This window comes from Ideonella sp. P3_A4 (assembly GCF_056403075.1).
This window is the reverse complement of the sequence record NZ_JBFUGE010000037.1, coordinates 1-24593: the sequence shown is the minus strand read 5'-3', so window position 1 is coordinate 24593 and position 24593 is coordinate 1. Positions and strand designations below refer to the sequence as shown.

Here is a 24593-nt window from a genome sequence, read left to right as displayed (position 1 = left end):
GCGACCTTGGCCCCTTTGGGCAAGGTGCGCAACCAGGCAGCCACCGCAGCGTCCTGGTTGGGCAGCGCGGCGCAGCCTTGGCCGCCATGAACACAACCCACCAGCTCGGCCTTGGAAGCATCGATGCCGGCAAATACAGCTTGATCTTGCATGGTCAGGTCTCCCCTATCGACAATGACAGTCGTTGGGGTGGGGACCCGCCAGCCGCGTTGGCTTGCACTCAGATCGGCGGTCTGTCTGTTTGGCGGCCGCGCAGTTCTCTATCGACGCTGGCAGGCGGGGTGGGGGCAGTCTTCGCCAGTCGGTCCAGGCCGATCACCGGATTTCAGGCCCTCCACCCCAACCCCGCAACCATACAAGCCGGATCCGCGCACGCCACTTGAAGTCGGGCGGCGCTGCGCGCGCCCGTTTTCCTTCGATCCAGGGCGTGCTTCAGTAATCGTCTCGACCGTGTGTCGCGGTGGTCCAGCCCAGGAACTGCATCGAGCCCTTGTCGGGCCGGCGTTCTTTCGCCAGCGTCTGGAAGTTCGGGATCGGCACGCCGCGGTTCATGTAGCCGTTGACTGCGATGTCCATGTAGCCGGCTTCCAGCGCTGCGCTGCGGCAGTCGCGCACGCCCTGGCCCAGGCGCAGCGAATTGGCCATGTACTCCAGCCCCTTGGCCACGCGCGGCTTGGTCTCGCCCTGCGGCTGGTACAGCCAGATCGAGGTGTCGCCCTGGATCGTCGCCATCTCGGCGCCCTGCGACAGCCCCTCGAGGTTGTACTGGGGGTGGGTGCAGTCCCGGTCGCGCAATTCGTTGACCTCGCCGCTGGCGAAGACCGACAGCGGGATCATCTCGGTCATGCGCTGCAGGCCGGCCGCGTAACGCGACTTGTTGTCCTGGTAGACGCCGGCGGCCATCATCGCCAGCGCCGCTGACACCGCCCAGTTGTTGACCCGCGTGCGCGCCTTCTCGGCGTAGCTGTACTGCCGGTCGACGAAGCCGTTGAAGGTGTTGATGTCGGTCTGCGACCAGCCGGCCTGGCCGTTGTTGTAGCGGCGGATGATCTCGGCCGTGCTGACCCACACCGGCAGCATCCACGCGGCCTCGAGTTGCGTCTGCGCTGAATCGGTGCCGGAGGCGACCGAGAAGCTGCGGAAGGTGCGCGCCCAGTCGTTCAGGATCATCACCGAGCGGTCGCGGTGCTGGTTGTTGCCGGTCTTCACCCAGCGCAGCGCGTTCAGGTAGGCGGCCATCGCATCGTTCTTGTAGCGCGCCTCCTCGGGGCCGATGGCGCCGCCGACGACCTCGACATCGACCAGCGCATGGTATTGGTAGCTGTACTCACTGCGCGAGTCGGCGGTCACTGCCCCGTAGCCGGTCTTCATCACGCTCGGGTTGCTCGAGTTGGCGGCCGCCTTGAAGGTATCGAGCCGGGTCTGTGTGGCAAAGATACCGGGGTGCCTGAACTGGTCGGGCACCTTGACGGTGATCCGCTGGCCGGGGGTCAAGACGCCATCGCGCGCCACGCTGTGGCCGCTGCAAGCCGCCAACGTGGCGAGCGCAATGGGGACGAGTACTCGCCGGCGTGGCGGGCGGGTGGTGGTCAGCGCACGGCGAGGTGCGGCAGCGGTCACGACTGTGGCAAAGCTCATGGTCTCTCCTCGTTGGCAAGGCGCTCCACGACGCGCGGGCGCTGCTTGCTCCCTTCTCCTCGGGCGCCGCGATTGTCGTGATAGCGCTACCGCAACGTCTTGCACAAAACCGCTGTGGGGCGCTACGGCACCCCGGTGATTCCACCTAGACGCCCCGGTGGTTTTTCGTAAGTGACCGCCCGGCTGGCGGAACGACGGCGCGCCCGGGAAGATGCCCCGACCCGCACACCCATGCCCTACCAAGACACCCACACCCTCTCGGCCGACAGCCTGGCGCTGGCGCCAACCTTGTCGTGCTTCGCCGCCAGCCGCGCCACACCGGTGCAGAAGACCAGCCCGCTGGCCCCTTGGCAGCTGCGCCAGGCCAGCGAGTGGATGCAATCGCATCTGCACCGGCCGGTCTCGATCGCCGAGGTCGCGGGGCAGCTGGGGTTGTCGCCCAGCTACTTCGCGCGCGCCTTCCGCGCTGCCACCGGGCAGCCGCCGCACCAGTGGATCCTGCAGCGCCGCATCGAGCTGGCGTTGCAATTGCTGACAGAGCCGGGCCTGCCGCTGGGTCAGATCGCCGCCGCCTGCGGCTTTGCCGACCAGAGCCATTTCTGCCGCGTCTTCACCAGCCGAATGGGCATGGCACCGTCGCGCTGGCGCGCCCGCTGCCTACCGTAGCTTGGCGGTGACCGGCGGCGCCCAAATGCGCCGCCCGCATATCGAGCCACCCACGGCTCGGCGTATGCTGACAACCCCTGCGCAGACCCGCGCAACATAGCCATTGCCCCAGGGCTTACCCGCCCATGGGGCCACAGCCATTTCGGAGACACATGACGACCACCCCTGACGCGACCTTCGGGTCGCCTTTTGACGCCTCGTCCCGCCCCGCGGTCCTCGACCTGATCGGCAACACCCCGCTGCTCGAAGTCACGCGCTTCGACACCGGCCCTTGCCAGCTCTTCCTGAAGCTCGAATCGCAAAACCCCGGCGGCTCGATCAAGGACCGCATCGGCCTGGCGATGATCGAAGCGGCCGAGCGTGACGGCAGCCTGAAGCCCGGCGGCACGGTGATCGAAGCCACCGCCGGCAACACCGGCCTGGGCCTGGCGCTGGTCGCCCGCGCCAAGGGCTACAAGGTCTGCCTGGTGGTGCCCGACAAGATGAGCGCCGAGAAGGTGCTGCATCTGAAGGCGCTGGGCGCCGAAGTGCACACCACCCGCTCCGACGTCGGCAAGGGCCACCCCGCCTACTACCAGGACTTCGCCGCCCGTCTGGCCAAAGAGATCCCCGGCAGCTGGTACAGCGACCAGTTCAACAACCAGGCCAACCCGCTGGCGCACGAGACCACCACTGCCCCCGAGATCTGGCAACAGATGGGCCACCGCGTTGACGCGATCGTCTGTGGTGTCGGCTCCGGCGGTACGCTGACCGGCCTGAAGCGCTACTTCAACCGCGTCGACCCGGCGACCGAGTTCGTGCTGGCCGACCCCAAGGGCTCGGTGCTGTGCGATTACATCGCCACCGGCACGTTCGGCCAGGCCGGCTCGTGGGCCGTCGAAGGCATCGGCGAAGACTTCATCCCGTCGATCGCCGACCTGTCGGGCGTCAAGCACGCCTACACGATCGACGACGCCGAGAGCTTCAGCACCGCGCGCGAACTGCTCAAGCGCGAGGGCATCGCCGCCGGTTCGTCCACCGGCACGCTGGTGGCCGCCGCACTGCGCCACTGCCGCGCACAGACCACGCCGAAGCGCATCGTCACCTTCGTCTGCGACACCGGCACGCGCTACCTGTCCAAGGTCTACAACGACGCGTGGATGTTCGACCAGGGCCTGCTGACGCGCCCGGTGGTGGGCGACCTGCGTGACCTGATCTCGCGCCGCGTGGTAGACGACGCCGTCATCAGCGTGTCGCCAGACGACGCCCTGCTGACCGCCTTCCAGCGCATGCGCGCGGCCGACATCTCGCAGCTGCCAGTGCTGGTCGACGGCCGCCTGGTCGGCCTGCTCGATGAATCCGATGTGCTGCTGCGCGTGCAGGGCGACGCGGCCGGATTCCGTGAAACCGTGAAGAGCGCGATGAGCGAACGCGTCGAGACGCTGTCGCCCACTGCCGGCATCGCTGCACTGACCGCCACCCTGAAACAGGGTCTGGTCGCTGTGATCGCCGACAAGGACGGCTTCTATGGTCTCATCACGCGTTTCGACCTGCTGAACCACCTGCGGAGAAACCTCGCATGACGACGAACAAGAAGCACGGCTTCGCGACCCGCGTGATCCATGGCGGGCAGTCGCCCGACCCCACCACCGGCGCGATCATGCCGCCGATCTACGCCACCTCGACCTACGTGCAGTCGAGCCCCGGCGTGCACAAGGGCTACGAGTACTCGCGCTCGCAGAACCCGACCCGCGAAGCCTTCGAGCGCTGCGTGGCTGACCTCGAGAACGCGCAACGCGGCTACGCCTTCGCCTCCGGCCTGGCGGCGATGTCGACGGTGCTGGAGCTGCTCGACAGCGGCGCCCACATCATCTCCAGCGACGACCTGTACGGCGGCACCTTCCGTCTGTTCGAGCGGGTGCGCAAGCGCACCGCGGCGCACCAGTTCAGCTTCATCGACATGACCGACCCGGCGGCGGTGCGTGCGGCCATCCGGCCCAACACCAAGATGGTCTGGGTCGAGACGCCGTCGAACCCGTTGCTGAAGCTGATCGACCTCGAAGCGGTGGCCGGCATCGCGCGCCAGCACAACCTGCTGGCCGTGGCCGACAACACCTTCGCCAGCCCCTGGGGCCAGCGCCCGCTGGAGCTGGGCTTCGACATCGTCGTGCACTCGACCACCAAGTACCTCAACGGCCATTCGGATGTGGTCGGTGGCGTCGCGGTGGTCGGCAAGGAGCCGCGCCATGCCGAGATCGCCGAGCAGCTGGCCTTCCTGCACAACGCGATCGGCTCGATCGCCGGCCCGTTCGACTCGTTCCTCGCGCTGCGCGGCGTGAAGACGCTGGCGTTGCGGATGGAGCGGCACTCGCAGAGCGCGCTGCACCTGGCGCAGTGGCTCGAAGCGCAACCCAAGGTCGCGAAGGTCCACTACCCGGGCCTGGAAAGCCACCCGCAGCACGCGCTGGCCAAGCGGCAGATGCGCGCCGGCGGCGGCATGATCTCGATCGATCTGAAGGGCGACCTCGCAGGCTCGCGCCGCTTCCTCGAAACCTGCGAGCTGTTCGCGCTGGCCGAGAGCCTGGGCGGTGTCGAGAGCCTGATCGAGCACCCGGCCATCATGACCCATGCGTCGATCCCGGCCGAGCAGCGCGCCAAGCTCGGCATCGGCGACACGCTGATCCGCCTGTCGGTTGGCGTCGAGGACGTGCAGGACCTGCAGGACGAACTGACCCGCGCTCTCGCTGCGGTGTGACGACTGAGGCTGCCGCGCTCGCCACCCCGGCGACGCGGCAGTGCTTGTCAGCTCCCTGGGCGGTGTGCGCCAATGCTTGCTGTCCGCAGCACCGGGCCGGTGCCGCGGCGATTCTGCCGGGGAGCGAACAATGAACCTCAACCACCTGCACTTGCATGTGCGCGACCGCACCGCAGCTGAAGCGTTCTATGAGCGCTGGTTTGGTCTGGTAGTCGGCCGACGCGGCGAGTGCTTGAGTTTTCTGCACGACGACGCGGGCTTCGACCTTGCGTTGATGGACGACGCGGCGCCGGCCCCAATGCCGCGCTGGTTCCACCTCGGTTTCCGCCTTGGCGATGCTGCTGCCGTGCTGGCTCTGCATGACCGGATGCGAGACAGCGGCGTCGCCATCGTCAAGCCGCTGTACCAGGACGATACCTTGGCCTCATACCGCTGCGCGGACCTCGAAGGTCTTGCTATCGAGGTCTACTGGGAAGCTCCTGGCGCCCCGCTCGACTGACGCCGCTGGCCTGCCGCGCCAGGGTGGATTGCCTGCCGGCCGGGCGGGCGGGCGGGCCCAAAGGGCCTATGGCGAAGAGGTCTATAAACTTGGCAGACACCCCTGTCCCGCATGCTGAGCCACCCCATGCCTGCCTTCACGCTGCGCCCGGCGCAGGAAGCCGACGTCCCCTTCTTACTGCATTTGCGCGAGACGGCGATGGACCCGCACCACCGAGCTGCCGGCGTTTTCCAGACGCCGGCCGAGATGGAAGAGCGGGTGCGCAACCACTGGGACGAGGCGCAGGTGATCGAGGTCGACGGCCAGCCCGTCGGGCTGTGGAAGCTCTGGCGCCAACCTGCGACCTGGTGGATCCTGCAGGTGCAGGTGATGCCGGCCTACCAGGGCCGTGGCATCGGCGCAGCCCTGATTCGTGAACTGCAGGCCGAGGCGCTGGCGGCGCAGATGCCGTTGAAGTTGAAGGTGCTGAAGTCCAACCCGGCGCAGCGCCTGTATGAACGGCTGGGCTTCGTGATCGTCGGTGAAGACGAGCACGGCTGGGAGATGCAGGCCCCCGACGTCAGCCCTCAGCGGTGAACAGCGTCTCAGGCAGCTCGAGCAGCCGCATCACCGGATAACGCCGCCACTCCGGCTCGGCGTAGCGCCGGCACGCGTGGAACAGGAAGGTCAGCACGGCGTCGCGGTCACCGAGCAGATCCGGGTGCTCGGCCTTCCAGGCCTCGAAACGTTCGCGCAGTTCCGGCTCGACGGCCAGCAAGCGCTCGGCCTCGTCTTCGAAGACGTAGTCGCTGAAGTCTTCTTTCCTGTTCAGCACGCTGTCGAAGAACGACCAGCGGAAAAAGCTGTCGATGCCCAGCGGCTCCAGCACCTCGACGATGAAGCGGTCATGCGGGCCACCGAGCGTCACGATCCAGTCGCCTTCTGCCAACGCGGCGTCGACGCGCTCAGCGTGAACCTCGAGCGTGTCGTGCAGGTGCCGGCCTTCGAAGGGCAGCGCGCGCTTCTCATAGTGGTCGACGAGGTAAGCCTCGGCCGGCACGCGGCCGGCGTGTACAGCGCGGTGCAGCGGCACACCATGGGCCTGCAGGCGCAGCACCACGTCGTGCCAGGCCTGCGGCAGCCAATAGGCCCTCGGCGGCTCGACACTGGAGGTGACATTGAAGCGGTCGAAGAACGGGATGTCCTTCTCCCATGGCTCGGAGCGGTCATAGCGCAGTCGCTGGTAGGTACCGATCCGGCTCGGCTCGTACACCGCCTTGAAACCGCGGAACCGGACCGGGCGCGGCCGAGTCATGTCCACCTGCCAGTCGAGCGCCACGGCGGCGCCGTCCGAGATCGCGGCACGGTCGGCCGCGCGGGCCTCGCGAATCGCGCCGCCGTTCTTCACCGTGTAGGCCAGAGCACTTTCGACGATCGCACGCGTGCTGCGCAAACGGGCCTCGAAGGGCTTGAGCATGTGCGTCTCGGGCATGAAGCCGATCGTGTGGTGCAGCGCGGCGTAGCCGGTGGAGAAGCGCGGTGAATCAACGTACTCGGCGATGCCGTCGTCCGGAATCTCCTTCACCGGATTGACGTAGGGGCACATCGGAAAGCCCCGCTCGGCCATGTCGGCATACAGCGCCGGCAGCATGACCTCGCGCAGGTGCTGGCCGGTGCGGCCGCCAAGCTTGTCCGACTGCGTGGCGATCAGCGTCATCACGTGCTGGTAGTCGGCGCCGTTCGACGTGTGGGTGTCGACCATCACGTCCGGATCCCAGCGGGTGAACACCTGGGCGAACGTGCGGGCGTTCAGGCTGTCGGCCTTGATGAAGTCGCGGTTCAGATCGAGATGGCGCGCGTTGCCGCGAAAGCCGAAGGCCTCGGGCCCGTTCTGGTTGACGCGGCTGGTGTCGGCGCGGTTCAGCGCGCCATCGACGTTGTAGACCGGGATGTAGACCAGCATGGTGCGCCCGAGCGCCGCGCGCTTGGCCGGATCCAGGCACAGGTCGCGCAGCATCGCCATGCAGGCGTCGATGCCTTCGGGCTCACCGGGGTGGATGCCGTTGTTGTTGAAGAACACCGGCCGGCCCTCGGCCTTCGCGACCTGCGGGTCGAACACGCCATCGGGTGAGAACACGCCGACGTGGATCGGTGTGCCGCCGTCGGAGCGGCCCGCCTCTTCAAACTTCAGCCAGGGCCCAAAAGCCTGCGCCAGGCGCTGGTGGAAGGCAATGCATTCCTGCCAGGTGGTGGTCTGGTTGCCATTGCCCCGCTCGAAGGGGGTCGCCCAATCGTTGATCGTGTGCATGCGGCGATTGTCGATGCAGCAAATGACTTTGTCCGAGTACGCGTTTGCGAGCGGGGCAGCGAGATGCTGCCCGTTAGGCTACGGCCGCCAGACCGAGATCTCTCGCCAGCCGACCCACGAAGGGCTTTGGGTGGTGAGCACGCGCAGGCAGGCAATGTCAGCGGCGCCCTTCCAGCTGAGCAACTGGTTGTCGTCGGTGTTGCCGCTCAAGGCGCTGCCCAGCGTCTTGAAGCCGCCGATCTCGGTCGGGCAGGTGCTGGTGCCAGCGACATAGCCCGCCCCGTAGAGCTGGTGCGTGGTGAGGCCTTGGGGCGACTGGGCTGTGAGCAGCTGGACCTTCGAGATCCGGCGGCTGCCGCCCAGGTCCAGCTCGATCCACTGCACCGGTGGGCCACCGGCACTCCACGCGCCGTTGTTGTCGCGGTCGACGGCCGCGAATGGGTATTGGGTCCCGTAGTGGCCCGAGGCGCGAACGGTGACCGGGTAGACGCGTGTCTCTTCCGGGTGCAGCAGTTGCCGGGCCATCTGGTACACCCGCTCCTTGGCCCACGGCAGATCCTTGGCTCCCGCGTCGACCAGGCCGTTCGCGTTCAGGTCCAGCGTGTTCCACAGGAAAGGCGCCACGGCCACGTACTTGCCGTCGCTCAAGACTTCGGCGTGCCAATGGTCGATGTTGTCGACCAACTGCGCTTGCGCGTCCGCACCGGTGCCGGTGTCATCGTAGCGGAAGGCCCAGGGCGTGGCGATCATGCGCTGGCTGGGGCTGAGCTTGCCGCGCAGCGTGTCGATGAGGTAACGCATGCTGCGCTTTGGAACCGGGCCGCACTCGTTCCACTCACCGTAGCAGTCGAAGCCGACCCAGTCGAACATGTCGAAGTAGTCGTGGGTCAGGTCGAACTCTCTCGGGTCTACCGAGATGATGGCGGCGACCGGTGTTGCGGGGAAGTAGTCCCGCAGCTCGTTCGCGGCGGTGCCCAGGTTGGTCTTCATCGGGCCCACGTCGGTGTGCATCAACAGCCCGTTGAGGTACGGCTCGTCGAGCGGGTACACGGCGGCAACGGCGCCCGGCGGGTACTTCGCAACCACTGCCGCCACGGCCGCCAGCTGGTTGTGGCGATCCGTCTCGGGCCGCAAGGTCAGCTGGCCATGCTCGTCGACGATGAAGAGCTGCGAATCCAGCACCAGCACCGACCGGCTGCCAACCGCCTGCGCAGCCGCCAAGCGAGCGTCGATGAAAGCCGGCGTGAACGATCGGATCCAGGTCAGGTTGGCACCGGCCGCCGCGGTCTCGGCGGCCGGGTTGCCGGTGAACTGGCCTTCGAAATCGCTACCGAAGTAGCCGAGGTATTCGACGCCCTGGTAGACCTCGATCTCGCGCCAGGCCACCCACGACGGGCTTTGTGTCGTCGTGATGCGTACATAACGGGCATGGCCGAGCCGGTCGCCGTTCTGGCCGTCACCGGCGTGCTCCAGCCACTGGTTGTCCTTGGTCTTGCCGCTGAACTTGCGCACCACACGCAGGTGGTTGGGGTCGTCACCCACTGAGATGGTGTGGACCGTCTTGCCGACCGGGTCCTGGCTGGTCAGCAGGCGGATCTGGCTGATCGCCACCGGCCGGCCGAAGTCGAGCTGGATCCATTGTTTGGGGAACTTGCCGGACACCCAGTGGGTGTTCACGTCGCCATCGGTCGCATAGTCGGTGCGGCTGTCGGCATTGGTGGCCGACGCTTTCACCGTCACCGGCTTCAGCAACATCGGCGCGGCTTCGGCGGACGGGGCCAGGACGCCGAGGCACAACGTGGTGCACAGGGCCAGGGCGCGCATCAAGCGCGTTCGAATCGATGTCATGTCATGGCTCCGTGCGTGGCGTTGGAAAAACCGGCGCAGCGAAACACAGCGTCGGCCGATTGAACATAACAGTCATGTGCGACGCCCAGGCGACGGCGAATCGTCGGCCGGCTTGTCGGACGACCAGCACGGCCACTGTTCGTGGTCGCTGGTCCCATCAGGGCCGAGCTTGCGCAGCGATGTGCCGTCGACCTTCAGGTGCCATGCCCCGGCCTCCTCGTGGGGTCGGCCGCCGATCTCGATGTCGTCGTTCATCGCGAAGCCCGAATCCATCAGCGGCATGCTGATCGTCAGCTGCCTGTCACTGAGGGCGGTCACAGTGCCGCCGCGCACGCCCCGGTAGTTGTGCCCCTCGCTGACCGAGCCGCTGTCGCTGCGCGTGCGGTAGTCCATGCAGCGCATGTAGCTGGCGGAGCTGTCTTCACCGAGGATCAGGACCACGTTGTCGGTCTTGCCTTCGGCCGGGATGGATTGCTTGCTGATCCAGGTGCCGACGAATGCGGCACGTTCGCCGGTCATTGGCAGCGGTTCGTGCATGCGCGAACACGCCACCAGCGCGACGGCGGCCACGGCCAGGGTCAAGAGCCGCATGATGCCCATCGCTCAACTGCGCCGGAACGACCGCACCAGCGTCAGGTCACCGATCTTGCGCATCGGCACGGTGAAGGTCTCGCGTTTCTCGGCGCCAGTGTTCTCGTCGAAGACCAGCGTGATGCGGGCGCTGATCACCGGCTGCTGGCGCGTCGATTCGTCGAAGTGGTAACCCTCGGCGCCGAAGTTGCCCCAGTAGTTGACGTACACGTGGTATGTGCCGGCCACTGGTGCGGCGAGCGAGAACATCTCGGGGCCCGCGCCGTCGACGCTGTCGACATCGAGCCCGCCGCCGTTGGCGAGGATGGGGCTGGCGAAGAAGGCGTGGCCGCCGTCAGGCGTCAGCACGTGCAGGTCCAGTTCAGCCTGCGGATCGTCCCAGGCCAGGATCACGCGCACCTTGGCCTGCGTCTTCAGTGCATTGGCTTCGTAGAACTGGGTGCGCTGGACGACCTTGCCATCGGTGCCACGCAGCTCGATGCCGTTGCTGCCGGGGCCGAACGAATAGGGCCGCGCGAAACGCCCCTGCTCGTCGCTGTACAGCGGCATCGCGTTGCCATTGACCACCAGCGTCGGTGGCTGGCGGTTCGTGCCCAGCTGCTTCAGGCGCCCTTCGATCAGCGTGCGGCCGCGCTGGCCGCCGCGGTCAATCAAGTTGTTCGGGTAGGCATATTCGACGCGCTGCGTGGTCTCGATCAGCCCGCTGTGCGTCCAGCCGCCGGCCGGGCGCTGGATCGTTCGCTCCGTCACCTCAGCGGCGCTCACCTCGCCGGCCCCCAGGGCCAGCGCCAGCAGCACCGCAGCACTCGGCTTCATCGCCATCTCAAGGCACCACGAACGAACGCACCAGCGTCAGCTCGCCCGGCTTGCGCAGCGGTACGCGGAACACCTGCTGCTTCTCGCGCGGCGTGCCCTCGTTCTCGATCACCGCGACCTGTGCGACGGTGATCGCATCCTCCCGCTCGCCGGCGCCGAAGTAGTTGGCGTAGACGTGGTAGACGCCAGGCATCGGGGCCGGGTGGGCGTAGATCTCGGGGCCAAAGCCTGTCGTCACGTCGACATCGAGCGCACCGCCGTTGGCCGCCACGCGCTGGCCGTACCAGACATGCTGGCCGTCGGGCGAGACGACGTGCAGGTCGATGTCGGTCATGTCGGTGTCCCAGCTCAGCACCACCCGCAGCTTGGGCGCCACGCGGCTCGCATTGGCCTCGTAGAACTGCACCCGGCGTTCAGACGTGCCGGCGCCGCCAGGCCCACGCACCGCGACGCCGTGAGCGCCCGGGCCGAACGACCAGGGGCGCGAGAAGCGTCCGTCCTGCGCCGCGTCCAGCGGCAGCGCCACACCATCGACCACCAGTCGCGCCGGTTGGCGCGTCTTGGCCGGCGCAGCAGCCAGGTCTTTCGCGATGCGGCCGGCGATCAACGCGCTGGCGCTGCGGCCCTCGGTGTTGACGTTGGAGGCCGGGTAGTTGACGGTCTGCACGAAGTCGCGTTGCGTGCTGTCGCTGGCGCGCCAGCCGCCGGCCGGGGTGTCGATCACCGTGCGGCCAGCCTCTTGGGCCCACGCCGGTGCGCTGAGGCCCAGCGCAGTGAGTGCGATGAGCGCGGCAGCGATCGAACGATGAAGGGAGCTGCAGTTCATGAGTCCGCCAATTGCTGCGCCAAGCGCTCGATGTAGGCCTCGTCGCGCCCGTTCGGGTGGCGGCGGAAGGCGAGGTGCAGGTACTCGTGGATCAGCGACACGCGGCCGTCGCGGCTGGTCCATTCGCGCACGAAGACGCGGCCGCGGCGCAGGTCGGCGTGCGGCACGCCTTGCGTCAGCAAGCAGACCTGCGGCGCGTTGTCCGGCGGCTCGTAGCCGGCCTCTGCGCGCAGCACCTTGCGCCAGCGTGGTTCGCGTTCAGTCAGCCAGGCCGCGGCGCGCGGCATCAGCTCGCAGTCGCTTTCGTCGCTCCAGCCGGCCAGCGTGGCCGAAGGGAATGCGTCGCGCAGCAGGCCTTCGACACCGACGCCGGCGCGGCTGGCGGCCACCGTCTCGCGCCAGGCCATCACCTGGGGCTGAGATCCATCGAGTTGGTAGCGAACCGGCGAGCCGTTCAACACCAGCCCGGCGGTGAACGCCGCGGCGGCGCGCGCTGCTTGTGTGGGTGGGCGCGGGCTGACACGCTGCGCGCGGCTGTCGTCATCGACCTGCAGGCAGCCGCCATCGGCGCCGGCGGCCGGCGCACTGTTCTGCCGCAGCCAGCTGCGCGCAGCAATCGCCAACGCCCTTGCGGCGGACACCTCGCGCGCGTCGCCTTCGCGGTCGACGACACGGGCCACGTAGTCTTCCAGCGGCAATCGCGCCTGCAAGCGCGGCGCCTTGTCGCTGCCGGTGAGCTGGAATTCGGGCTGCCCCGGCACGATCAGCTTCGGGCCGTTGGCGAAGTGGAATGCGTACTGCCCACCGCGCGACAGCGGCGCGAGCGGGCCCAGCGGCGCCGGCTGGTTGTCGTCCCGCAGCACCTTGGTCAGCGGGTAGCGGCTGAAGAAGTTCACGTCGACGCAGGGCTGGGCCTGTAGTGCCGCCGCGTCGGGCGGGGCATGCAGCAGGCCGCGCGCATTCCACGCCGACGCGATCATCTCGGCGTTGCGTTGCAGCGCGACGCGGCCGGTGCCGGGCGCGCCGAACCAGAACGGCGAGCCGTCGGCCAGCCAGCCGGCGGCACCACCCCAACGCTCACCCTTGGCATCGAACCATGACCAGGTCTTGAAGCGCGGCGAGCTGCCGAGTGCGTCCAGCACGCCCACATCGCGCAAGGTGTTGGGCAGCAGCGCTTGGCGCGCGGCAAGGCGGGCGCCATAGGGCACACGCTGCAGCGCCTCCAGCAGGCTGGCGATCGGCACTTGTGCAGCCGGCTGCAGCGAGGCCAGTGGATGCAGCCAGGCGGGCGCATTGCGCGCGACCCAGAAGCGTTGCCAGTCGGCATCTTTCAGGCTCAGGCGCTTGGGCTCGAAGTAGGCGCCGCAGCTGCGTTGCAGCGCCGCGTCGCGGGTGATGCTTTCGCCGGGCTCGCAGCAGTACTCGTCGCCCGGTTCGCGCTGCGCGCGTTCGCAGCGGTAGACCGGCTCTTGCGCGTTGGTGGTCTGCAGGTAGCTGTAGACGAACAGCTTCCAGACACTGCCGAGCGGGGCGCTGGCCGGTGCGTCGACGTTGGCCGGCGCGTGCGCGAGCGAGCCATCGCTCGCGCGCCAAACCAGCGATGGCGTAGGCGCCGCCTGCGCCACACCGGCGCAAGCGAGTGCCGCCAGCGCCAGGGCGGCCCTGTGCACGGTGCGGCCGAAGCCCCGCGAGCTGCGCTTTGTCTTCCTGTCCAAGCTCAGCGCACCTCCACCGTGGCCCAGCCGTTGCCGGTTTCAAGGGCCTTGGCCTCAGGTTCGTACATGCGGTACAGGCGTGCCGGCGGCAGCTGGTAGCGGCCGCGTTGCGAGAAGCGCAGCAGGTGGCGGTAGGTCACCGATTCACCGCCGGCCAGCTTCTCCACCGGCACCGCATAACCCTGACGCGTCGCCTGGTGAATGGCACGCTCCAGCGGCGAGGTCTTGCCGGCTTCGTCGCCTTGCAGGTCCAGGCCCCAGGTGCTGGCTTCAACCGCGGCTCCCGGCGGCAATGCCACCTCCAGCAAACCCCAGTGCAAGGGCTGCTGGCTCTTCACATCGAGCGCGTCGAGGTACAGCGTATTGGTGTCCAGCGGCGTGCCGGGCGTCACGAGTTCGAGCTTGACGGTCAGGTGGCCATCGTCGGGCGCCGCGGGTGACGCACTGCCACCCGGTGCCGAAGCCGCGTCCGCCTGGGGTTTGGCTTGCGGCACGACGCGGTAGAGCCGGCGCTCGATCTGCACCGGTAGCGCCGGCGCGTTGCCGGCTTCGCTGCTGTCGAACGCGACGAATGCGACCTTGGCGCCACCGCTGGCTGCCAGCGTCGTGGGCTTGGCTGCGGTCGCAGGCAGCGTCCACAACGGCTGGCCGATACTGCCGCGCGACGCCACCCAAGGCGTCGGCAGGCTGCCGGCTTCAGCGCGCACATCGGGCGTGGAGCCCAGCGCCTTGTGCAGCCAGACCAGGGCTTGCGCCCGGTCGAAGGTCGGCTGCTCACCACGCACCTGCGCCAGCAGTGCATTGGCCTGCGCCGCCCCGCCCTTCTTCGCCAGTACCAGCAGGCTTTGCACGAACGGCGATGGCGATGCCGCCAGGCGCGTCGCCGCTGCATCGGCTTCGGCGCGCTGGGACGCGGTGGCACGCCCGCCAGCGCTGTAGCTGGCCAGCACCAGCGCGATGTCGCGCGCACCAGCGGCCTCGTCGCTCATCACGACACTGCCGCGCTTGCCCGCCGCTGAGGCATCGCCTTCGGCCTTGGCGGCGACCAGCTCTTCCAGCAGCGCGTCGACCATCGAGCTGACCGGCAAGCCCATCTCCTGCATCCAGTGCAGCGCCAGCGCACGTTGCAGCGGCGAGGTCTTGGCGCCCTCTTTCGCGTAGACGTCGAGCAGGCGTTGCCAATGCGCGGCCGGCAGCGGCGCACGTAGCGCCTGTGTCGCGCGCCAGTCGGCGTAGTAGGCGTACGCAGTCAGGAACGGGTCATCGGCCATGCCGCGCCCCCACCAGCCGAACTGCGCCTGCGGCCCGGCCATTTGCGCCAGTGACAGGCGTGCAGTCGACAGGCGCTGCGTCAGCATCGGCGCCAACGGTTGCTGCGCAGCCGACAGCGATTGCAGCGCGATCGACAGCGGCAGCATGCGGCTCGCGGTCTGTTCAACGCAGCCGTACGGGTACTCGACCAGGTCATCGACCCAACGGCTGAACGCACCGACAGCGGGGTCGGCAGCGAGCGTGACGCGCACGTTGCGCGCATCGGCCGGCAGGTTCAATGCCGCCGGGCCAGCGGCCAAGTCCAGCACCAGCTCGCGCGGGTTGCTCCAGGCCACCGGCACGCGCTTGAGCGGCGTCGCCAGCGTGTCGACCACCTTGCCGCCTTGGCGCAGCGTGACCGTCAGGTCCAGCGCGCCCAGGCTTTCAGCTTTCAACGGCAGCGTCACGAAGTTGGCGCCGGGCTTCAGGCTCAGCTTGCCTTGCTGCGAGACACCGGTACCTTGCGCCGTCCATTCCACCTCTTGCGCTTCGCGGCCCTGGTTGAACAGCGCGATGCTGGCCTGCGCCTGGTCACCGACTCGTTGCCAGTCGGGGCTGGTCCACTTGGCGTAGAACGCCTTGTCGCTGCGGACCCAGGCGGTTTGCTGGCCGACCAGGCCCTTCGCATCAACGGCGCGGCCGGTCAGACGCCAGCGCGTCAGCGAGTCAGGCATCTTGAAGCTGAAGCGCGCGCGACCGGTGGCGTCGGTACGCAGGCGTGGCTCCCACGCCGCCGTGTCGATGTTGTCGCGTCGCGGACGCTCGAGCACCTTGACCGCACGTTGCGGCTCGCCGCGGCGGCCCGGCAACTCGCCGAGCTTGCGCGTCGCGAGGTCGTAGCCGATGAACGACAGCGACACGCTGGTGCGCACGTTGTTGCGCCGCGGGTGGTAGAAGAAATCGTCGATCGACGGCGCGATCTCGGGCTGCAGCACGTAGATCATTTCGTCAACGACGCCGACCGCGACCTCGGCCGCCACCGGCTTGCCACCGACCGTCGTGCTCAGCTCGACGTTGACCGTGTCGCCGGGCGCGTAGACCGCCTTGTCGGGCTTGAACTCCAGCGCGACGCGCGGCTGCGCGACGCTCAAGCCCTGGTTCTGGAACACGCTGTCGCCGTGCTTGGCATAGGCCACCGAGACGGTGACGTTGGGACTCATCGCCTCGGTCACCGCCAGGCGCAGCTTCCATTGCGTCGGGCCCAAACGTTCGGTCGTGAAACCTTCGCCGCCGCGGGTCAGCAACGCGGCCGCTTCGACACGCTCGCGCTCCAGCGTCACCAGCGCCTGGTCGACCAGCTCGGGGAAGGTGACCAGTGCTTCGGCCGTGTCGCCCGGGTTGTACTTGGCCTTGTCGAACACGATCGCGATGCTGCCGGCCGGTGCCTTCAGGCCTTCGCCCGAGACCCAGTGCGAGGTCGCTGCGACGATGCGCTTTTGCGCGTCGCGCAAGGTCACGGTGTAAGAGCCCGGCTGCGGGAAGCTGATCGCCACTGTGCCGCCAGCCGCCGTGCCCTGCGCCGTGAGGTCGCCGCTGCTGCGCTGGCGGTCTTCGAGCCGCAGCCATTCCCAGCGCAGCGGTTGGGCCGGTGTGGTGTCGGTCGCGCGGCGGCTGGGGCTCCAGCGGAAGCTCAATGACTCGCCGGGCTTCGAGAACTGCCGCTCCGGCGCCAGCAACCAGGCCGCGCTGCCGCGCTCCACCAGCAGCTCACGGGTGCTGCGCACACGGTAGGCCGCGCCGTCGGTGGCCAGCACCGTCAACACATAACGGCTCGGTTGCTCGGCAGCCGGCAGCTTGAACTGCGCCTTGCCCGAACCATCGGTGACCAGCTCGTCCTGCGTCAACTTCAGCGGGAACGAACCGCTGTAGTCCAGCTCACCTTCGACCATGCTCAGTGCTTGCGCGCGAGCGCTCAAGCTCAGGCGTGCGTTGGCCACAGGCTTGCCGTCGGGGTAGCTGAGCTGGATCGCGCCGGCGACCGCATCACCGGTCGCGAAATCGGCCTTGTCCGGCAGCCACTGGATCTCGAAATGCGGCTTCTGGTAGTCGGCGACGCGGAAGGCCGCGGTGTAGTTGTCGCCGCGCAGGGTCAGCATCAGTTCGTAGCCGCCGGCCGCCGCGTTGTCGGGCAGCTGGAAGCGGCCGTCGGCGCCACTCGTGCCGCTGAACTTCAGCGTTTGGGTTGCGACCACCTGGCCAGCCGGGTCGCGCACGACCACACCGATGTCGCCATCGGCCAGCGCCACCGAGTCACGCGCGTTCTTGAACTCGCGCCCGGTGACCTTCAGCATCACCATGTCGCCGGGCCTGTACAGCGGCCGGTCGGTGGTGGCGTAGACCTTGGCGTTGTAGATCTCGCTGTCGTAGTAGAAGTTTTCCGAGATGAAGACACCGCCGGCCGGGTCTTCGCCGAAGACGTAGGTCTGCTCGGGCGCCGCCGGCTTGTCCATGCGCAGCAGGCCTTGCGCGTCGGTGGCGCCAGTCTTCAGCACGCCGACACCGTCGGTCCACACCACCTTGGTCGCCGGCACGGCCTGGCCTTGCGCACGGTGGGCGCTCCAGACCAGCATCTGCGCGCCGGAGACTTTGGTCAGCGCCAGCGTGTCGCTGACGAACAGCAGCGTGGTCGCACGGTGTTGGCCGGCCATCGCCTCGACCAGGTACAGCCCGGGCTTTTGCGCGCCGAGCGGAATGAAGACGTTGCCGGCGCTGGGTTGGATGAACTCGCTCGAGCTGCCAGCGAGCTTCAGGTCCTTCGGCGGCTCGATGGCCTTGGCTTGGTGCACGGGGTAGCGGAAGCGCTCGACCACCGGCAGGCCCGGCAAGGGCTTGAACTGCGGCGGCTCTTCGAAGGTCGACGGGCGCCGCAGCGTGGGCGAGGTCTTCAGCTCGGGCGCCTGTTCGGTCACCGCGCGGCGGGCATCGCCGCTGAACAGCTTTTGCCACGCGATACGCGCCTTGACGACCCAGCTGTCCCACAGGTGGGTGAGCGTGTTGGCCAGGCCCTCGCCGGCCGGCTTGCCCTCGACCTGGATGCGGTGCAGGTTGCGCTGCTTCTGCAGGAAGGCCAGCGGTTCAGGCACGCGGTAGAGCACGACATCGACGCCGCCGACTGTCGACAACTGGTCGGGGTTGTTGATCTCCAGCCGCACCTTGGCAGGCTCGGTGCTGCCAAAGGTCGCGTCGGACAGCAGGAAGAACGGCTCTCCGACGAACGGCGTGTGGTCGTTGGGCAGCGGGGGGTCGTCGGCCGCGGTGACCATCGTCGGCACCAGCGTGGCCAGGGTCAGCGCCAGCGCGAAGAAGGCGCGGCGGAACAGGTTCGTCGTCATGCGATGAACGCCAGCCTGTGCAGGCCGACGAAGTTCGGGTTGTCGGTGGCGGGGCGCCAGCGGGTGTCGGACCAGGCCATCAGCTGCGACGGGCGCAGCGCGCGCAGGCCGTTGTCACCCTTCTCGATGTGCCCGGTGTGGTACGCGATGTACGAGCCCATCCAGACCATCAGATGCTGGTCGTCGCCGAAGTCGTAGAACAGCAGGTCGGCGCTCTGCGCCTGGGCGAGCTGGCGGCCGATGAAGCGGGTGTTGCCTTGCACCAGGTCCAGCGCCGAGGCAAAGGCGCCCTGGCTGCCATCGGCCCGGCGCCAGTTGTGGCGCAGCGGCGCGGCGGCGGTCGCGTCCAGGTCAGGCGGCAGGCGTTGGCCCAGCAGGCCCATCGAGCGGCGCCAGGCCAGGTCGTGCTCGCGCAATGCCTCGGCCACCGCAAAGCGGACGAGGCCGGCGCAGTCGCGGTGCGTCCAGCGTGGTGTCGGGCCTTGTTCGACCTGGGCGTGGATCAGCACGGTGATCCAATCGCGCAGTTGGCGCGATTGCTCGGGGTCGAGCCGTGCAGGCTCGGCCGCCAGCGCAGGCAGCGCCCACGTGCTGGCGGCGGAGACCAGGCCGGCCAGGCACAAACGCCGCTGAGGTTGAAAGCCGCTCATGGCGCAGATGCCGACACGGGGCGCCAGTCCAGCGCGACCCAGCCTTGCGCATCAGGAGCACCTTGCGGCACGGCCTGCGCGGCCGGCAGTTGGCCAAACGCGGCCAGACGCGGCAGCAGCTGGGTTTCGGCCGCCTGGCGCATGGCGGCCTGTTCCTGTGGCAACACGGCCAAGGCCTCGCGGCGCAGCAGGTCGGCCACCTGCGCCGGTGCGGCCACGGCCACCGCGGCTTGGCCACCCAGCGTGTCGGCCACGCTGGGGTAGCGGCGGGCAATCGCGTCTTCGGCCTTCGCCACCAGCGCGTCATCGGGCGAGAACAGCCACCAGTCGCCAGCGCGCCGGAAGGCAGCGCGGTAGCCGGATGCATCGTCTTGCTTCTTGCTGCCGTAGGGCGCGGTGATGGCGGCGGCCTTGTCGCCGGCCTCCCACTGCGCGCCCTTGGGCAGCCACCATCGCATGAAAGCCTCTTGCGTCGCCGTGCTCGGCGCCGGGCCCTTTGCATGGGCCACCAGCAGCGGCGTGTGCAGCTGCGACTTCGGGTACCAGCAGACGGCCGCCGGGCCGTCGAAGCTCTGCGCCATCTCGGCCAGTGCGGCCGAGGCATCGCCGCCCGGGGCGTTGCCACCCTTCGCGCCCGACAACACGGTGCGGGCAGCCGCCCAGTCCACCGGCAGCACGCTGCAGGCCGCCGCTTGGGCCGGCACGGCCGCCCATGGCGAAGCGGGCCATGCGCTGCCCTGCCGGACCCAGCTGCGCAGGCTGGCACCGCCTGGCGCCACGTCGACCCGCAGCGCCTGCAAGGCCGGCATGAAACGGTGGTAGCCCAGCGCCAGCAGCGGGCCGCCCGCGACCAGCGTGTGGTTGGCACCTGGCGCCGGCAGGCCGAACTGGCGCCGCCACAGCCCCTGCTCACCTTCGTCGCCCGAGAGCAGGCCGGCCACGACCTTCGCAGCCTCCGGGTCCGGCTGGCGCTCGTTGTCGAACAGCAGGCCCGGGTCGGACAGCACCACCACGCGGTTGCCGCGTGAGGCGATCGCCAGCGTGCGGCGTGGCGACAGGCTGAGCGCATAGACCGGCACCGATTGCAGGCCGAAGGTCGCCAGCGGCAGCTCGGCCAGCAAGGTCAGCTGCTTGTCTTTCGCCGCAATCGTGCCCAGGCCCTGGATCGCCTTGGCCAGCGCACCGCGCGTCATCGCCAGCGCCCAGTGGCGCGCGGCGCCGCGATCGTCGGCCCACAGCGCCACCTCGGCCGGCTGGTCCAGCGCCAGCGCCATCAGGTCGTCGGTGAAGGTGGTCTCGTGCTCGTAGGCGACGCGCTTGATCGCGCCAGCCAGGCCAAGCCGGTCTTCGTGGGCTTCGTAGTAGAAAACGAAGTCTTCGGTCAGCAGCTCGCGCAGCACCGGCGCCTTGACCAGGTCACGCGACAACGCGGTCAGCGACGGGGTGGCGACATAAGCGGCCGGCTGCCGCAGGTCCACGCCCAGGCCGCTGATGTGCCCGCCGTAGCGTGAATAACCCAGTGTCGCCACCGCGATGGCCACCGCGGCCACCACGATCGCCCCGGTGGCGATGGCCCATTTCTTTTGCACGCAGTGCTCCCTCTTCAAGCGGCCGTTCGCCGCTGGGCAGGGACTCTAACTGGTGCCCGGGGGCCCTCACCGCCGCGTGGGCGGTTGCTGGGGCTGCGCTCTAGGGGTTGTGGCGCCGCCGCTGCAGCGACGCCGGGAAATCAAGGCAGGGTCGCGACGCTCAGGGCGCGACCGACAACCCGATCGCGTGGACGTGCTTCTCGCCGCAGCCGCGGGCAGCGCAGGCCTCGTCAAACACCATTTGCGCGCAGTCCAGGCAATTGCCGCAATTGGAGGCGACACGCGTCAGGTCCTGCAGCAGTTCGAAATTGGTCACGCCTTCACCGACGACGCGGTGGATGTCGCGGTCGGACACGCGGTGGCAGAGGCAAACAATCATGGCGCAGTCAGCAACTGAAAGAGGCACCACCAGTTTAATACGAAATGGGAATCCTTCTCATTCACGTTTGAACTTTGGGGGTAAGGCGAGGCGATTTCCCGGGCGCCGGTGCGCAATACGCACGTCTGACCCACCTTCAACCCAGCAGCCCGAGGCCGACAACCAAGAGGTGACCGACCGGCCTCATGGCCCGGCTTGGCTCGAACTCCCCAGCTCAACCGCCCCGAAGGGACCCTCATGCCGCTGATCCGCCTTGCCGCCCCACTGGCCGCCGCCCTCTGTCTGTCCTTGCTGAGCGCCTGTGGCGGCAGTTCGGGCTCCAGCACCGAGGCGCCGCCTCCGGTCAGTGGCGGTGCCAGCGAAGTGCAAGGCGTGGCCACACCGACCAGCGTGTCGGTCGTGACCGCCAAGAACGCCCAGTGATCAGCCCGCACGCCAGGAGCCCTTTCATGACCCATCGCCTGCCCTGCCCGCCGCGCGCCATTGCCGTGGCCGCCGCCCTTGCCGCCGCCTGCTCGGCCACCTTGGCCGCCCCCGCCAACACTTCCGCCTACCGCAGTGATGCGCAGCAAAGCCATGTCGAAGATGCCACTTCGCGCGGCATCTCGCAAGTCAACATGATCACTTGCGTCATGGGCGCGATGCGGCCCGACGCACTGGTCAACCAGGGCAACTACATCGCGCTGGTCGACAGCAAGAAATGCGACCCCGAAGCGCGCGCCAGCAGCTCGAACTCGGGCGCCGACAGCGCCAGCACCTCGGCGCCGGCTTACATGACCGCGACCGTCAACTCCAGCCGCACGTCGAACGACGAGCCGATGCGCGCTCGGACCTGGATCGACGAGAAAGAGAAGGACTTCTCCGCAACGATCTTCATCAACATCAGCGCGACCGAAGCCCCGAGCGACAGCAACCCCTACGGCATCTTCCGGCTCGACTACTGCGGCAAGGGCGGCGAAGGCCCCTGCATGATGAACGGCTACCTCGACGGCAGCGCCGAAGGCATCAGCTACTTCGAGGTCGAAGGCGGCGGCGAGCACAACTCGACCAAGGCCTTGCGCCTGACCAACAGCGGTGCCGACAGCGGCGCGGGCCGGCTGAACTACCAGCAAGACGACGGCACGGTGAACTACCGCTTCGCCTACAACGCCGACTACTTCCGCCGCTCCGATGGCGCGAGCGACGAGTGCTTCAGCCGCGATGCGAGCGACGCCGACACGCAGATGTCGGTCTGGCGCTATGGCCTGTACGACGCCACCACCGGCGCCCGGGTCGAGCGCCACTCCGGCTTCCCGATCGAGTTCACCGCCGGTGACGGCAAGCGCTACAGCGGCCAGATGGGCTATTGGGGCCTGTGGCTGCCGGCCGATGCGCCGGCACTGGCCAACGGCGCCACCGTGCAGCGGGTGGAATACCAAGACGGCCACGACCCCGTCAAGACCGACTACACGCTGGCCAAGGCCGAGGGCCGCCTGGTGCGCTACACCAAGCGCACCCGCACGCTGGCCCAGATCGACAAGCTGCCATTCCAGACCTGGGTCTGGCAGATGGACGGTTTCTTCGAAGGTGCGCAGCCGAACCGCCAGTACGAGATGCACTGGGACAACACGGCCAGCGAGTTCCGCGTCACCGGCGAGATGGTGTGCGACAACGGCCCGTGCCAGAGCCGCACCTACGAAGTCGAGAAGTCGGTGCCGGCTTCCTACTTCGGCGCCATCGGCGGCATGCGCGGCTGGTCGCAGTCGCTTGGCGGTGAGCTCTACATCCCGATCGCCGCTGGCGGCGCACCGGTCGATGCAGCGCACCTGAACGTCGTCTACCGCCAGCAAGACCTGGTCTACCCGGCGGACATGCCAGCCTCGCTGCACTGCCTGCGCGAATGCCCGACCGCCGAAACCATCGCGGCCTATTTCACCAACGGCTCACAGGCCGAGTCGCCGTTCGTCGCGACCACCTACAACCGCTGGGGCCCGGCCGAGGCAACCGTGGACTACAGCACCAGCGCCGCCGATGCATTGCTGAAAGACGGCGCCGGCCATGCGGTGACAGCCACGGACGCGGAAGCCCTGCGCCAGAACCCGCGCTACCAGAACGGCCTGCGCAGCGGCCGCCTGTTTGCCAATCTTGACGATGCCCGCTGCACCGGTGACAGCGCCCATTTCTGCGAAGAGAAGATCGAGCAGATCGACGCCTACTACCAGTGGGAAACCGGCCCCAACCAGTGGAACCAGTTCGCCGCGCTGAAGGACGGCAGTGGCGCCTTCGTCAGCTTCGACGCACCGCTGCAGGTCAACTACACCGTGCCCGCCGGCGCAGCCTACGGCGACTACGCCGGCAAGACGCTGGTGCTGCAATACGGCGGCTTCGGCGAGTTGTGGGGCATCCCGGGTGAATGCGTCTCGCGCATGACCAATGCGAAGGTCAGCTGCGACACGCCGGACTCGCGCTACGTGCCGGCCTTCGTGATCCCGTTCGACGAATCGGTGGGTCGTGTCAGCATCGACGGCAGCAACTACCTCGTCAAATGGCTGGACCGCGAGATCCGCTTTGCGCGCAAGGAGATCTCGGTCTGCCAGACGGCCGGGCTGACCCTGCCGGATGGCCTGACGCTGCCCAGCGCCAGCGACCTGCGCAACCCGAGCGACCCGGCGTCGCCGATCTACATCGGTGCCAAGCCCGAGGTCACCGCGGCACCGCGCGTGATCCACGGCGAGGTGAAGTACTGATCGGCTGAACGAGCGCGAACAGGCATCCCGAGTTCACCGCATGCAGCGTCGGCAACGACCCGTCGCCTGGCCACTGGCCCTGAGCCTGGCCGCGCACGTCGTGCTGGTGCTGCTGTGGTGGCGCCAGGCGCCCGCGCCGACCGCACCCACCCCGGCGCAACGTGCGCCGATGGTGTGGTTGCGGCTCGCTCCGGCGCCGGGAGCGCAGCCGGCGCCTGTCACCACCACCGCAGTTGCTGCGGCGCCGGTCCGCCCACGACTGCCCTCACGCGCTGCAGCCAAGCCACAACCTGCGCCGACGAAGGTCGACACCCCCATCGCCGCGGCGGAGCCTACGCCTGTGGCGACCCCGCCAGCGGCAGCGGCACCGGCCGTGACCGGCGTCGCCTTCGGCGCACCGCGCTGGTCCTTGCCTTTCAGTGGGGCGAGCTCGGGCGCTGTCTTCGGCACACGCAAGCAGCCATCGACAACGCCAGCTGCGGCACTACAGATGGCCGCAGCTGTCGTCGCCCCCGAGCCGCCACGCCCCCCGCGTGAGCAGGTGCTGCAAGCCCTGGAAGCCCAAATTGCCGGCTGGTCCGCACCGACCGATGCGCAGCCCGCGCAATGCCGTTTGGCCGCCGAGCCGACTGCCCATGGCGCTTCGGAGCCGGATTGCGACAGCCTCGCGTTGGCCCAGGCCTTGGCCGAGCGCCTACCGACCTTGCGCGACACGCTGGCCGCACTGCGCCGCGTGGGGCCTGATGCCGCGCGCAGCGGCGTCAATGCCGGCGACAGCGCGGCGCTGGTGATCGCGTTCGCCGACGGCCGCTATCGGCTGCAGCTGTCAGCGCACTGACCGACCGCTGCCGCACCCCGCTCAGCTACCGCCGCCACCGCCAGCGGCCGACTGCAGCCAGTTCTGCTCGCCCATCTGCGCCACCAGCCCGATCTGGGTTTCGAGGTGGTCGATGTGCTCTTCGGTGTCTTCGAGGATGTCGTTGAAC

19 protein-coding genes are annotated in these 24593 nt (G+C 68.5%); 8 read left to right on the top strand and 11 right to left on the bottom strand.

Translation table 11 applies throughout. The features are described from left to right. Positions 1–432: 432 nt before the first annotated feature. Positions 433–1638, bottom strand: a complete 1206-nt coding sequence (locus AC1DYI_RS06695) for an alginate lyase family protein (protein WP_477203302.1) — start codon at positions 1636–1638, stop codon at positions 433–435. Between the two features lie 231 nt (positions 1639–1869). Here AC1DYI_RS06695 and AC1DYI_RS06690 point away from each other — a divergent pair, with 231 nt between their 5' ends. From AC1DYI_RS06690 to AC1DYI_RS06670, 5 genes are all read left to right on the top strand, one after another. Continuing rightward, positions 1870–2304: a helix-turn-helix domain-containing protein gene (locus AC1DYI_RS06690; RefSeq protein WP_477203301.1), complete on the top strand. Its 435-nt coding sequence runs from the start codon at positions 1870–1872 to the stop codon at positions 2302–2304. Between the two features lie 152 nt (positions 2305–2456). Next, positions 2457–3866 carry a pyridoxal-phosphate dependent enzyme gene (locus AC1DYI_RS06685; RefSeq protein ID WP_477203300.1) on the top strand — a complete coding sequence of 470 codons (1410 nt, stop codon included), beginning with the start codon at positions 2457–2459 and terminating at the stop codon, positions 3864–3866. Further along, entirely contained in the window at positions 3863–5038 is a 1176-nt protein-coding gene (locus AC1DYI_RS06680; protein WP_477203299.1) for a trans-sulfuration enzyme family protein, read from the top strand. The genes AC1DYI_RS06685 and AC1DYI_RS06680 overlap by 4 nt, the downstream gene beginning before the upstream one ends. A gap of 130 nt (positions 5039–5168) precedes the next feature. Further along, on the top strand, positions 5169–5537 hold the full coding sequence (locus AC1DYI_RS06675) for a VOC family protein (protein WP_477203298.1): 369 nt from the start codon (positions 5169–5171) through the stop codon (positions 5535–5537). A 126-nt stretch (positions 5538–5663) separates the two neighbouring features. Next, positions 5664–6113: an N-acetyltransferase family protein gene (locus AC1DYI_RS06670; RefSeq protein ID WP_477203297.1), complete on the top strand. Its 450-nt coding sequence runs from the start codon at positions 5664–5666 to the stop codon at positions 6111–6113. Here the strand turns inward: AC1DYI_RS06670 and AC1DYI_RS06665 are convergent. The 10 genes from AC1DYI_RS06665 to AC1DYI_RS06620 all read right to left on the bottom strand — a co-directional run bounded on the left by AC1DYI_RS06665 (position 6097) and on the right by AC1DYI_RS06620 (position 20881). Further along, positions 6097–7824 carry a M14 family zinc carboxypeptidase gene (locus AC1DYI_RS06665; RefSeq protein WP_477203296.1) on the bottom strand — a complete coding sequence of 576 codons (1728 nt, stop codon included), beginning with the start codon at positions 7822–7824 and terminating at the stop codon, positions 6097–6099. The genes AC1DYI_RS06670 and AC1DYI_RS06665 overlap by 17 nt on opposite strands. A gap of 78 nt (positions 7825–7902) precedes the next feature. After that, positions 7903–9672, bottom strand: a complete 1770-nt coding sequence (locus AC1DYI_RS06660; RefSeq protein WP_477203295.1) for a discoidin domain-containing protein — start codon at positions 9670–9672, stop codon at positions 7903–7905. A gap of 72 nt (positions 9673–9744) precedes the next feature. Beyond that, positions 9745–10263 carry a hypothetical protein gene (locus tag AC1DYI_RS06655; protein ID WP_477203294.1) on the bottom strand — a complete coding sequence of 173 codons (519 nt, stop codon included), beginning with the start codon at positions 10261–10263 and terminating at the stop codon, positions 9745–9747. Between the two features lie 12 nt (positions 10264–10275). Beyond that, a complete protein-coding gene (locus AC1DYI_RS06650; protein ID WP_477203293.1) occupies positions 10276–11079 on the bottom strand; it encodes a YfaP family protein in 804 nt (267 codons plus the stop codon). Positions 11080–11086: 7 nt separating this feature from the next. After that, a complete protein-coding gene (locus AC1DYI_RS06645) occupies positions 11087–11905 on the bottom strand; it encodes a YfaP family protein (RefSeq protein ID WP_477203292.1) in 819 nt (272 codons plus the stop codon). After that, positions 11902–13620: a DUF2300 domain-containing protein gene (locus AC1DYI_RS06640; RefSeq protein WP_477203291.1), complete on the bottom strand. Its 1719-nt coding sequence runs from the start codon at positions 13618–13620 to the stop codon at positions 11902–11904. The genes AC1DYI_RS06645 and AC1DYI_RS06640 overlap by 4 nt, the downstream gene beginning before the upstream one ends. A gap of 2 nt (positions 13621–13622) precedes the next feature. Beyond that, complete coding sequence (locus tag AC1DYI_RS06635; protein WP_477203290.1) at positions 13623–18263, bottom strand: alpha-2-macroglobulin family protein; 4641 nt, start codon at positions 18261–18263, stop codon at positions 13623–13625. After that, entirely contained in the window at positions 18260–18913 is a 654-nt protein-coding gene (locus AC1DYI_RS06630) for a DUF1175 family protein (protein WP_477203289.1), read from the bottom strand. The genes AC1DYI_RS06635 and AC1DYI_RS06630 overlap by 4 nt, the downstream gene beginning before the upstream one ends. Beyond that, positions 18910–20502: a DUF2138 family protein gene (locus tag AC1DYI_RS06625; RefSeq protein ID WP_477203288.1), complete on the bottom strand. Its 1593-nt coding sequence runs from the start codon at positions 20500–20502 to the stop codon at positions 18910–18912. The genes AC1DYI_RS06630 and AC1DYI_RS06625 overlap by 4 nt, the downstream gene beginning before the upstream one ends. A 160-nt stretch (positions 20503–20662) precedes the next feature. Then, on the bottom strand, positions 20663–20881 hold the full coding sequence (locus tag AC1DYI_RS06620; protein ID WP_477203287.1) for a (2Fe-2S)-binding protein: 219 nt from the start codon (positions 20879–20881) through the stop codon (positions 20663–20665). 237 nt (positions 20882–21118) lie between these two features. Here AC1DYI_RS06620 and AC1DYI_RS06615 point away from each other — a divergent pair, with 237 nt between their 5' ends. Genes AC1DYI_RS06615 through AC1DYI_RS06605 form a run of 3 tightly spaced genes read left to right on the top strand, consistent with a single transcriptional unit; the run spans position 21119 to position 24445 of the window. Further along, entirely contained in the window at positions 21119–21304 is a 186-nt protein-coding gene (locus AC1DYI_RS06615) for a hypothetical protein (protein WP_477203286.1), read from the top strand. A 26-nt stretch (positions 21305–21330) separates the two neighbouring features. After that, entirely contained in the window at positions 21331–23607 is a 2277-nt protein-coding gene (locus tag AC1DYI_RS06610) for a hypothetical protein (RefSeq protein ID WP_477203285.1), read from the top strand. A 40-nt stretch (positions 23608–23647) separates the two neighbouring features. After that, positions 23648–24445, top strand: coding sequence for a hypothetical protein (locus tag AC1DYI_RS06605; RefSeq protein WP_477203284.1), 798 nt, complete (start codon positions 23648–23650; stop codon positions 24443–24445). Positions 24446–24593: the final 148 nt, after the last annotated feature.

Bases quoted from the DNA above. Each gene is read 5' to 3' on its own strand.
- AC1DYI_RS06620 (WP_477203287.1), bottom strand. From the start codon at position 20,881: ATGATTGTTTGCCTCTGCCACCGCGTGTCCGACCGCGACATCCACCGC.
- AC1DYI_RS06660 (WP_477203295.1), bottom strand. From the start codon at position 9,672: ATGACATCGATTCGAACGCGCTTGATGCGCGCCCTGGCCCTGTGCACC.
- AC1DYI_RS06690 (WP_477203301.1), top strand. From the start codon at position 1,870: ATGCCCTACCAAGACACCCACACCCTCTCGGCCGACAGCCTGGCGCTG.
- AC1DYI_RS06650 (WP_477203293.1), bottom strand. From the start codon at position 11,079: ATGAAGCCGAGTGCTGCGGTGCTGCTGGCGCTGGCCCTGGGGGCCGGC.
- AC1DYI_RS06615 (WP_477203286.1), top strand. From the start codon at position 21,119: ATGCCGCTGATCCGCCTTGCCGCCCCACTGGCCGCCGCCCTCTGTCTG.
- AC1DYI_RS06630 (WP_477203289.1), bottom strand. From the start codon at position 18,913: ATGAGCGGCTTTCAACCTCAGCGGCGTTTGTGCCTGGCCGGCCTGGTC.
- AC1DYI_RS06675 (WP_477203298.1), top strand. From the start codon at position 5,169: ATGAACCTCAACCACCTGCACTTGCATGTGCGCGACCGCACCGCAGCT.
- AC1DYI_RS06655 (WP_477203294.1), bottom strand. From the start codon at position 10,263: ATGCGGCTCTTGACCCTGGCCGTGGCCGCCGTCGCGCTGGTGGCGTGT.
- AC1DYI_RS06685 (WP_477203300.1), top strand. From the start codon at position 2,457: ATGACGACCACCCCTGACGCGACCTTCGGGTCGCCTTTTGACGCCTCG.
- AC1DYI_RS06695 (WP_477203302.1), bottom strand. From the start codon at position 1,638: ATGAGCTTTGCCACAGTCGTGACCGCTGCCGCACCTCGCCGTGCGCTG.
- AC1DYI_RS06645 (WP_477203292.1), bottom strand. From the start codon at position 11,905: ATGAACTGCAGCTCCCTTCATCGTTCGATCGCTGCCGCGCTCATCGCA.
- AC1DYI_RS06610 (WP_477203285.1), top strand. From the start codon at position 21,331: ATGACCCATCGCCTGCCCTGCCCGCCGCGCGCCATTGCCGTGGCCGCC.
- AC1DYI_RS06680 (WP_477203299.1), top strand. From the start codon at position 3,863: ATGACGACGAACAAGAAGCACGGCTTCGCGACCCGCGTGATCCATGGC.
- AC1DYI_RS06605 (WP_477203284.1), top strand. From the start codon at position 23,648: ATGCAGCGTCGGCAACGACCCGTCGCCTGGCCACTGGCCCTGAGCCTG.
- AC1DYI_RS06665 (WP_477203296.1), bottom strand. From the start codon at position 7,824: ATGCACACGATCAACGATTGGGCGACCCCCTTCGAGCGGGGCAATGGC.
- AC1DYI_RS06670 (WP_477203297.1), top strand. From the start codon at position 5,664: ATGCCTGCCTTCACGCTGCGCCCGGCGCAGGAAGCCGACGTCCCCTTC.
- AC1DYI_RS06635 (WP_477203290.1), bottom strand. From the start codon at position 18,263: ATGACGACGAACCTGTTCCGCCGCGCCTTCTTCGCGCTGGCGCTGACC.